Here is a 10,272-nt window from a genome sequence, read left to right as displayed (position 1 = left end):
ACTTAAGATTAGTCTGAAAAAAGAGCCTGTGTTATACAGGCTCTTTTTGTTTGTTTTGAAAGAATGGGGGCTAAAGTTTTTAGATTATTTTCAGACGGCCTATTGAAATTAAAATCTAATCTTTGTATTCTTCTTTAATATATGCTAAATAGAATTTCAGAAATTGTTTTGAGTATTATTATAAATAAATTAATAATATAAGAAGATTTGTTGAATCGGGTTGATTTTCCTATGTTTCATGTCTGCTAAAGATGGGATTGTTTAATATAGTTCTAAAGTATTATTAGCATGTAGAATTTGGTTTTAAGATTTGTAAACTTGATTTTAATCAAATTATTGCCGATAGATGATTCATATAATATAAGTGTTTAGAGTATCGATATATCGGGAATAGCCATGTCCTGTCTTGAAATGAAGTGCTTAAGTGGCATTTGGAAACGAATCCTTATGCTGTTTGCTGTATTTTTCGTGATGATGGTAAGCCTGCCTGCTTACGCGGAACGCTTGCCTGATTTCTTGGCAAAAGTTCAGCCGTCTGAAATTTTTCCTGGTGCTGACCGCTACGGTAAGCCTGAAGGTAAGCCTTTGGTTGCTCGCGTGTACAAGGGCGAAGAGCAGCTTGGCTTGGTTTATATCACGACTGACGTGGTCAATACGCGCGGTTATTCGAGCAAACCGATCGATACGATGGTTGCATTGGCCAATGATGGCACTATTGCCGGCGCAAAATTGGTTGAGCACCATGAGCCGATTATGCTGATCGGTATCCCGCAATCCCGTGTCGATAAATTCATTGACAAATATATCGGCTTAAATTTTATTAAAAACCCGCCTCAACCAGGTGTTGCACCAGGGGATATTATTAGTGGTGCGACTGTGACCCTGATGGTCATCAATGACAGTATTCAGCGCTCTGTTAAAGCAGTAATCCATCAATATCATTTGGGTACAGATAAAGCAGTTCAAGCCGGTACGGCAGCTGCTTCCGGCGAACAGTCTGCCGAACCTGCCGTTCAAACTCGTCCGCGTCGTGTTGCCAATCAAGACAAACAAGATATCCTGTCATGGAATGCGCTTTTGGAACAAAAAGCCGTCGGTCATCTGCATATTTCTATCGACGAAATCAATAAACTGTTTGAGAAAAGCGGTAAAGCAGGTGTGGCAGATCATGCGGAGCAGGGCGATGGTAATGATACATTTATTGATCTGTATGTTGCCTTGGTCAGCCAACCTTCCATCGGTAAAAGCCTTTTAGGTGAAGCCGGTTGGAACAACCTGCAAAAACGTTTGAAACCTGGCCAAGAAGCCGTGATGGTGGCCGGCGAGGGTCGCTATTCTTGGAAAGGTTCGGGTTATGTCCGCGGCGGTATCTTCGACCGTATCGAAATGATTCAGGGCGATACCAGCTTCCGTTTTACCGATGCACAACATGAGCGTGTGGTTGCTTTGGCAGCGGAAGGTGCGCCTGCATTTAAAGAGGTTTCTTGGTTTACCATTCCTGAAGGTGTGGAATTTGATGGTGCTGAGCCATGGCGTTTGCAATTGATGATTCAACGCGTATTGAGCGTAAATGATAAGGCATTTGTAACTGCCGATTTGGATTATGAATTGCCAAAAGGCTACTACGTTGACGATCCTAAAGCACCGCCGGTTGAAATCAGCGCACCGGTTGAGCCGGTGGCTACGGCAGCCTCTGCTCCGGAAGAAAGTACAGGTATTGCAGAAGATGCAACGGCTGAGGAAGGTGTATCCAACCAACTTTGGAAACAGGTTTGGAAAGCCAAACAAGGTCAAATCGTGGTTGTCGGCATTGCTTTGACAATTCTTCTGTTGGTATTCCTGTTCCAAGATTGGATTGTCCGTTACGAAAAATGGTATGACCGATTCCGTCTCTGTTTCCTGACCTTTACGCTGTTTTATATCGGCTGGTATGCTCAGGCACAATTATCGGTAGTGAATACTTTGACGTTGTTCTCAGCTGTTTTGACTGAGTTCCACTGGGAATTCTTCCTGATGGATCCGCTGGTATTCATTCTGTGGCTCTTTACAGCGGCAACCATGCTGTTGTGGAACCGCGGTACATTCTGTGGATGGCTGTGCCCTTTCGGTGCATTGCAAGAGTTAACCAACTGTATCGCTAAAAAATTGGGTATGAAACAAATTACAGTGCCACACTTGTTGCATACTCGTCTGAGTGCGATTAAATATGTAATTTTCTTCGCCTTGTTGGCAATTTCCCTGTACGATTTGGGTACGGCTGAAAAATTTGCTGAAATTGAGCCTTTCAAAACTGCAATTATTTTGAAATTCATGCGTGAATGGTGGTTTGTTCTGTTCGCCGCTGCTTTGCTGATTGCAGGCTTGTTCATCGAACGTTTCTTCTGCCGTTATCTGTGTCCTTTGGGTGCAGGTATTGCATTGCCGGGCCGCTTCCGTGTGTTTGATTGGCTGCGCCGTTATAAAATGTGCGGTAACCCATGCCAGATTTGTACACACGAATGCCCAGTACAGGCAATCGCACCTGAAGGCGACATTCATCCGAACGAATGTATCCAATGTCTGCATTGTCAGGTAATGTATCATCACGATACGCGTTGTCCTCAAGTAGTGGCAACGAATAAGAAAAAACAAAAACAAGCGGCGGCAAAAGCTGAACAGCATGATGCGGCAGCGACGCAAAATGCCCAAGAACAAGTCGTCCAGTTTGTTAAAAAAGAATCGGCAATCAGTGTCGACAAGTAGTAATTTTAAATAAAAAAGAGGGCTGTATCGGCAGCCCGACTTAGAAAATTTTTCATCGGCAGGCCGTCTGAAAAATCGGCCGCCGGATTTTATCCAAGGAGTGTCGTATGTCAGACGAAAAATTAGAACAAAACGGCTTAAGCCGTCGTTCATTCTTAGGTACTGCCGCTGCTTCCGGTGCAGGTATTGCCGGTGCTGGTTTGTTGGGCTTGGCCGGTTGCTCTAACGGCGAGGGTGATAAAGCTGCTGCTTCCGGTGCTGCACCTGCCGAAAAAGCCGCTGCTCATTCTGCCGAACCGGGCAAACAAACTTCCGAAGTCGGTCCAGGCGAACTTGACCAATACTACGGTTTCTTGTCAGGCGGTCAATCAGGTGAAATGCGCTTGATCGGCGTACCTTCTATGCGTGAATTGATGCGTATCCCTGTGTTCAATATGGACAGCGCTACCGGTTGGGGCCGTACCAACGAGAGCCTGCGTATTTTGAATGAAAAAATTACGCCGGAAACCCGTAAATTTCTGCAAGACAGCGGTCTGCGCTGCTACCCTAACGGCGACTTGCACCACCCGCACTTGTCTTTCACCGACCAAACTTACGATGGCCGTTATGCTTACGCCAACGATAAAGCAAACACCCGTGTTTGCCGCGTCCGCTTGGATGTAATGAAAACCGATAAAATCATCGATATTCCTAATGCTTCAGGTATCCACGGTCTGCGTCCGCAACGTTATCCGAAAACCGGTTACGTTTTTGCCAACGGCGAACACATTGTTCCAGTTGACGGCGTAGGTAAATGGGATGATGCGAAAACTTGGAATGCCGTTTATACCGCAATTGACGGCGAAACCATGGAAATCGCATGGCAAGTTTTGGTAGACGGTAACTTGGATAATGGCGATGCCGACTACCAAGGTAAATACTCTTTCTCTACCTGCTATAACTCTGAACGCGCTCTGACTGTACAAGGTGCTTCTTCTAACGAGCAAGACTGGTGTGTAGTATTTAACCTGGCCGCTATCGAAGAAGGCATTAAAAAAGGCGACTTCAAAGAAGTTAACGGCGTGAAAATGTTGGACGGTCGTGCGGAAGCCAACTCTCCATACACTCGTTACATCCCGGTTCCTAACTCTCCTCACGGCTGTAATGCAAGCCCTGACGGCAAATACATTATGCTCAACGGTAAACTGTCTCCAACCGTTACCGTATTGGATGTCAGCAAACTGGATGACTTGTTTGCAGGTAAAATCAAAGAGCGCGATGTTGTCGTAGCCGAGCCTCAACTGGGTCTTGGCCCATTACACACTGCATTTGACGGTCGCGGCAATGCCTATACTACATTGTTTATCGACAGCCAAATGGTGAAATGGAACATCGATGATGCGATTAAAGCCTATAAAGGCGAGAAAATCGATCCGATCAAACAAAAACTCGACGTTCACTATCAACCGGGCCACAACCACACTACCATGGGTGAAACCAAAGAAGCCGACGGTAAATGGTTGGTATCTTTGAACAAGTTCTCTAAAGACCGCTTCTTGAATGCCGGTCCTTTGAAACCTGAGTGTGACCAATTGATCGACATCTCTGGCGACGAAATGCGTCTGGTGCATGACAATCCGACTTTTGCCGAACCACACGACTTGTGCTTGGTTGCCGCGTCTAAAGTGAACCCAAGCAAAACTTGGGACCGCAAAGACCCATGGTTCTGGCAAGAAGCTTTGGAACAAGCGCAAAAAGATGGCGTTGAGCTGGAAAAAGCTGCCAAAGTCGTACGTGAAGGCAACAAAGTACGTGTGTACATGACTGCCGTTGCGCCTGCTTACAGCGTTCCTCAATTTGAAGTGAACCAAGGCGACGAAGTTACCGTATATGTAACCAACGTTGAGACCATTGAAGACTTGACTCACGGCTTTACTTTGGAAGGTTATGGCATTGCTATGGAGATTGGCCCGCAAGCTACATCTTCTGTAACCTTCAAGGCTGTCCGTCCAGGTGTACACTGGTACTACTGCCAATGGTTCTGCCACGCATTGCACATGGAAATGTCTGGCCAAATGATTGTTAAACCAAAATAATTTCGGTTTGATGATTTAATTCTTCAGGCCGTCTGAAAAAACATTCTTTCAGACGGCCTTTATAGCAAAGTTGTTTGTCGGCCGATATGGCCACAAAATGAAAGCCATCATCAGACAGCTTTGCTATAACACCAAAATACCTGTTTCCGCATCGGTTTATCATGCGGCAAGCAGGCCGTCTGAAACAGAGATATGATTATGACGCACACACAAATCCATCGTTCCAAATGGCAACGTGCCGCACTCGTATTGCTGCTTGGCAGCATGGTTCAGACGGCCTTTGCCTCAGTCATCAACGTATCCGCACAAGACAATCTCAATGATGCTTTGGCGCGCGCCCAAGCCGGCGATACGCTCAAGCTTGCCTCTGGTACATACAAAACCAAACTCTATATCGACAAACCCATTACCATCGAAGGCCCTGCTGACCGTTCCGCCAAGATTGTCGGCGACCGGAGCGGGAGGACGGTTGCCGTTCATGCGCCTGATGTAACTTTGCGCAATCTGACTATTTCCCATTCCGGCATGAGTTTGCCGGCAATGGATGCCGGTATCTATTTAGAAGAGACGGCAACGCACGCGCTGGTGGAGCATAACAACATCATCGACAATTCTGTCGGCGTGTATATTCACGGTGCGGCAGAATCCATGGTGCGGGAAAATAAAATCATCGGCGATGCAACCCTGCGTGTCAACGAACGCGGCAACGGCGTAACCGTCTGGAATGCGCCCGGTGCGCAAGTGGTCGATAACGATATTTCCAAAGGCCGTGACGGTATTTTTTCAAATACCAGTACCCATAATACCTACAAAGGCAACCGCTTTAGCGACTTACGCTTTGCCGTCCATTATATGTACACCAATGACAGCGAAGTCAGCAACAATATCTCCGTCGGCAACAACATGGGTTATGTGCTGATGTTTTCCGAACGCCTGAAAGTGTATGGCAACATTGCCGTTGGCAGCCGCGACCAAGGCATTATGCTCAACTACGTCAATTATTCCGAAATTCACGATAATGTGATCAATAAGGCAGGCAAATGCGTGTTTGCCTACAATGCCAACTACAATAAAATTTTCGACAACCATTTTGAAAACTGTCAAATCGGTATTCACTTTACCGCGGCCATTGAAGGCACAAGCCTGTTCAATAATTCGTTTATCAATAACGAAAGCCAAGTCAAATACGTCAGCACCCGTTTCCTTGATTGGGGCGAGGGTGGTCGCGGCAACTATTGGAGCGATAACAGCGCCTTTGACCTTGACGGCGACGGCTTCGGCGACAGTGCCTACCGTCCCAACGGGATTATTGACCAAATCATCTGGCGCGCACCCGTCGCCCGGTTATTGATGAACAGCCCTGCCATCAGCATTGTCAAATGGGCGCAATCGCAATTTCCCGCCATCCTGCCTGGTGGCGTAATTGATAGCAAGCCTTTGATGAACCCTGTCCGCAATAAAACGACAACCAAATACGAAGCCATGAAGGACGAATTGCTGCATGAAGCAAAAACGCACCAATCCGAATGGGGTAATGCCGAAAACGGTGCGCTGACAGGCGGAAATGCCAATATGTAACCTTTCAGACGGCCTAATATCAAAGGCCGTCTGAAACATTCACTAGAGGAATATCCATGAGCAGTACCAACCACGTTGAATTAAGAAACGTGACCAAGCAGTTTGGCAGCCAAAAGGCCGTCAACCAAGTCGATCTGGTTCTCAAGGCAGGCGAGAGCGTCGGCATGGCAGGACACAACGGTGCAGGCAAATCTACCATTATGAAGCTGATACTCGGCCTGATTACGCCGACCAAGGGCGAAGTGATGCTTTTGGGAGAGCCGACCGGCAGTAAAGCAGGCGCGCAGCGTCGCAGCCAAATCGGTTACCTGCCTGAAACGGTTGCATTGCACCCTTCATTGACCGGTATCGAAACCATGGATTTCTATGCCAAACTTAAAAAACAGCCCCTGAGTAAAAACCGTGAATTGCTCGAGCGTGTCGGCATTTCTCAAGCGGCACGCCGCCGTGTCGGCACTTACTCCAAAGGTATGCGCCAGCGTCTCGCTTTGGCACAGGCCTTGTTGGGTGAGCCTAAAGTCTTATTGTTTGACGAACCGACCACAGGCCTTGACCCGGCTTCACGCCAAATGTTTTACGAAGTCGTGCGCGAACTGAATGGACGCGGTGCGACCGTATTGCTCAGCACCCACGCACTGGCCGAGCTTGACGGCCACGCCGACCGCATCATCGTCATGAAAAACGGCGTGAAAGTTGCCGACGGCAGCATGGATGAGTTGCATGTTCAAAGCGGTCTGCCGCTGACCGTCAACGTCCGCTTGAAAGAAGCGCGTCCGTTGAGCGAGCGTTGGCATCCGCTTTCAGACGGCCTGTCATACCAAGCGCAATGTAAAGCAGAAGAGCGCATGGCTCTTTTGAGCGAATTGGGTGATTTGGGCAGTCTTGCCTACATCGATATCCACACGCCTACACTTGACGATATGTACGCGCAATTCTTGAAGAGGGAAGACGTATGAACCCCGTTTGGATTATTACCGGCAAAGAAGTTCGCGACAGCCTGCGCAACCGTTGGGTTCTTGCCGCCGCACTTTTGCTTGCCGCATTGGCACTGTCATTAGGCTTTCTCGGCAGCTCGCCTACCGGTTCGGTCAAGGTTGATCCCTTGACGGTAACTGTAGTCAGTCTGTCCAGCCTGTCTATCTTCTTGATCCCGCTGATTGCGATGTTGCTCTCTTATGATGCACTGATCGGCGAAATCGAGCGCGGTACAATGGCGTTGTTGCTAAGTTACCCCATCTCGCGCAACCAAATCCTTGCCGGTAAATTTATCGGCCACCTCATCATTCTTGCCCTTGCTACCACCGCAGGCTACGGATTGGCAGGTATTACCCTTCAGCTTGCCAACGGCGGTTTTGATATTGCCGCATGGCAACCTTTCGCCCTTTTGATTGCTGCCAGCGTGATTCTTGGCGCAGCCTTTTTGTCCATGGGCTATTTGATCAGCGCAAAAGTTAAAGAACGCGGTACCGCCGCCGGTATCGCCATCGGCGTATGGCTGTTTTTTGTCGTTATTTTCGATATGGCGCTTTTGGGTGTTTTGGTTGCCGATACCGAACAAGTCATTACCGCGCCTGTAGTGGAAACCGTTCTTTTGTTCAACCCTGCAGACATTTATCGCCTACTGAACCTGACGGGTTACGAAAATACAGCCATGTATGCCGGCATGGCAGGTTTGAGCGAACAAATCAGCCTGAGTATGCCTATTTTGCTGACGGCTCAGGTATTATGGGTTATCATTCCTTTGATTTTAGCCGCCTGGATTTTCGGAAAGCGACAAATATGAGAAAAATACTATTGACAACCTTCACACTCATCGCATTGGCAGCCTGCAGCAAGCAGGACAACAGCCCTCCGCCTGCGCCCCAACAAATCAGCGACAGCGCAGTGGGTCATTACTGCAGCATGAATTTGACTGAACACAACGGCCCTAAAGCGCAAATCTTCTTGAACGGCAAACCTGACAAACCGGTTTGGTTTTCCACCATCAAGCAGATGTTCGGCTACACCAAGCTGCCTGAAGAGCCGAAAGGCATTCATATCATCTATGTTACCGATATGGGTAAAGTCAAAGATTGGGAAAAACCCAATGCCGACGCCGAATGGATAGATGCGAAAAAAGCCTATTACGTTATCGAAAGCAGCTTTATCGGCGGCATGGGTGCGGAAGATGCGCTTCCGTTTGCCGACAAGGCTCAGGCTGAAAAATTCGCCAAAGAAAAAGGCGGCAGAGTAGTCGGTTTTGCAGAGATGCCCGACGAATACATTTTCAAATAAAACAACCAATAAAGGCCGTCTGAAACAGTTTCAGACGGCCTTTGTGTTGGAAGCTGCCGATTGCTGATTTAATGAATGAGGCTTTCAATATAAAGATAAAAAATCTAAGGAATACTTTATGTCCACCCCTTTAACGCGCCGCCGTTTCCTTGCCATAGTTGCCACCCTTACTGCCGGTGTCGGCATTCCTTTTGCCATCAGCCGCAAAACCAATCAACCGACGCATCCGACCAGCCCAAATCAAGAAGAGCAGCCAGTTATTTGGAGAGGCATTGCATTGGGTTCGGGCGCGGAGTTGCGTTTGTTCGGCGTTGAGCGCAAGCAGGCAGAAATATTGGTCAACAAAGTATTGGCGGAAGTTTTACGGTTGGAAAAAATCTTCAGCCTGTATCGGGACGACAGCCTGATCAGCCGTTTAAACCGAGAAGGCCGTCTGAAAAATCCGCCATCCGATTTTTTGCAGCTGCTCAGTATCAGCCGAGATATCCATCAGCTGACGCAGGGTGCGTTTGATCCTAGCATTCAGCCATTGTGGAATCTGTATGCCGATCATTTTAGGCGAAACCCAAAAACCGAAACGCCACCATCTGAGCGCAGTATCAAAGACACGCTCAAATTAGTGGATTTCAACAAAGTCGATTTTGATACCAAAGAAATCCGTTTTGCCCAAAAAGGCATGGGCTTGTCGCTTAACGGCATTGCCCAAGGCTATATCACCGACAAAGTAGCTGAATTGTTGAAGCAGCAAGGCGTTTCTCAGGCATTGATTGATATGGGGGAGATTTACGGCTTTGATAATGCCAACCAGCGCGAGTGGAATGTCAGCATCCGCAATCCTGACCAAGAAGACCAAATCCTGACCACCATTGCCATGAAAAACCAAGCCTTTGCCACATCGGGCGGCTATGGCACGGTAATGGACGAAGCTGGCAAATTTACCCATCTGTTTGACCCGCGCACAGGCGGAAGCCAGCCGCGCTATAAAAGCATGAGCGTTATGGCGGAAAGTGCGGCAGTTGCCGATGCTTTTTCTACCGCATTTTCTATTATGGATGAAGCGGCCATCCGAGCAGCGGCCCAAGTTAAAAAGGCACAGGTTTGGCTGGTGATGCCGAATAATGAATTGAAGAAGATTGGAAGTTGAGGAGAAGGGCGGTCTTGCTTGCGGTTTTGACTATGTGTATAGGGCAGGGAAGGCTTGGTTGCTGAAAAAATGGAGGATAAAAAAGAAGGGCTGCCCAAGGGGCAACCCTGAAACTCTTGCAGCTGGGAGTAATTAGCAAGAGATTACGACACTTAAAACAAAAATTCACTCATTTCAAAGCACGAAGCTTTAATATCTAAGCAAAACGGTATTTCGACCGCTCAAACCCCTTCGATACGGAGAAACACAACATATATGGGAAAATCCGACAAAGTGGTTTGAAGCAATTCAGATGAACGGTCTGTAATGCAGATAACCGGATGTCTTTAGATGAACGGTATAATATCAGGATAAGCGGAACATTACTAGTGAATATTATAAAAAAGTAGAATAATTCATTTAGTGATTGATTCTATTGAATAAAAATATGATTTTTTATTGAACTTTTTTACAACATAT

The 10,272-nt window shown here is 47.4% G+C and carries 7 protein-coding genes; all 7 read left to right on the top strand.

Annotated elements, in window-relative coordinates; translation table 11 throughout:
* The first annotated feature begins 447 nt into the window (after positions 1–447).
* The 7 genes from Q1M25_RS05405 to Q1M25_RS05375 all read left to right on the top strand — a co-directional run bounded on the left by Q1M25_RS05405 (position 448) and on the right by Q1M25_RS05375 (position 9,813).
* Complete coding sequence (locus tag Q1M25_RS05405; protein WP_300482609.1) at positions 448–2,742, top strand: NosR/NirI family protein; 2,295 nt, start codon at positions 448–450, stop codon at positions 2,740–2,742.
* Between the two features lie 107 nt (positions 2,743–2,849).
* Positions 2,850–4,817 carry a TAT-dependent nitrous-oxide reductase gene (gene nosZ, locus Q1M25_RS05400; RefSeq protein WP_070646250.1) on the top strand — a complete coding sequence of 656 codons (1,968 nt, stop codon included), beginning with the start codon at positions 2,850–2,852 and terminating at the stop codon, positions 4,815–4,817.
* Positions 4,818–5,009: 192 nt separating this feature from the next.
* Entirely contained in the window at positions 5,010–6,395 is a 1,386-nt protein-coding gene (locus Q1M25_RS05395) for a nitrous oxide reductase family maturation protein NosD (RefSeq protein WP_300482605.1), read from the top strand.
* A 56-nt stretch (positions 6,396–6,451) separates the two neighbouring features.
* Entirely contained in the window at positions 6,452–7,351 is a 900-nt protein-coding gene (locus tag Q1M25_RS05390) for an ABC transporter ATP-binding protein (protein WP_049331188.1), read from the top strand.
* A complete protein-coding gene (locus tag Q1M25_RS05385) occupies positions 7,348–8,178 on the top strand; it encodes an ABC transporter permease (protein ID WP_004519673.1) in 831 nt (276 codons plus the stop codon). The genes Q1M25_RS05390 and Q1M25_RS05385 overlap by 4 nt, the downstream gene beginning before the upstream one ends.
* Positions 8,175–8,669 (top strand): nitrous oxide reductase accessory protein NosL, encoded by a 495-nt coding sequence (locus Q1M25_RS05380; RefSeq protein WP_049331191.1) that lies wholly within the window; start codon positions 8,175–8,177, stop codon positions 8,667–8,669. The genes Q1M25_RS05385 and Q1M25_RS05380 overlap by 4 nt, the downstream gene beginning before the upstream one ends.
* A 118-nt stretch (positions 8,670–8,787) precedes the next feature.
* On the top strand, positions 8,788–9,813 hold the full coding sequence (locus Q1M25_RS05375; protein WP_300482596.1) for an FAD:protein FMN transferase: 1,026 nt from the start codon (positions 8,788–8,790) through the stop codon (positions 9,811–9,813).
* Positions 9,814–10,272: the final 459 nt, after the last annotated feature.

This window comes from uncultured Neisseria sp. (genome assembly GCF_951230505.1).
Taxonomy (GTDB): Bacteria; Pseudomonadota; Gammaproteobacteria; order Burkholderiales; family Neisseriaceae; genus Neisseria.
Note: the sequence above shows the minus strand (reverse complement) of the source record. Positions and strands in the feature narration are given on the sequence as shown.

What these genes read in the sequence shown, in the direction of transcription:
- Q1M25_RS05405 (WP_300482609.1), top strand. Translation starts at nt 448, where the DNA reads ATGCTGTTTGCTGTATTTTTCGTGATGATGGTAAGCCTGCCTGCTTAC.
- nosZ (WP_070646250.1), top strand. Translation starts at nt 2,850, where the DNA reads ATGTCAGACGAAAAATTAGAACAAAACGGCTTAAGCCGTCGTTCATTC.
- Q1M25_RS05395 (WP_300482605.1), top strand. Translation starts at nt 5,010, where the DNA reads ATGATTATGACGCACACACAAATCCATCGTTCCAAATGGCAACGTGCC.
- Q1M25_RS05390 (WP_049331188.1), top strand. Translation starts at nt 6,452, where the DNA reads ATGAGCAGTACCAACCACGTTGAATTAAGAAACGTGACCAAGCAGTTT.
- Q1M25_RS05385 (WP_004519673.1), top strand. Translation starts at nt 7,348, where the DNA reads ATGAACCCCGTTTGGATTATTACCGGCAAAGAAGTTCGCGACAGCCTG.
- Q1M25_RS05380 (WP_049331191.1), top strand. Translation starts at nt 8,175, where the DNA reads ATGAGAAAAATACTATTGACAACCTTCACACTCATCGCATTGGCAGCC.
- Q1M25_RS05375 (WP_300482596.1), top strand. Translation starts at nt 8,788, where the DNA reads ATGTCCACCCCTTTAACGCGCCGCCGTTTCCTTGCCATAGTTGCCACC.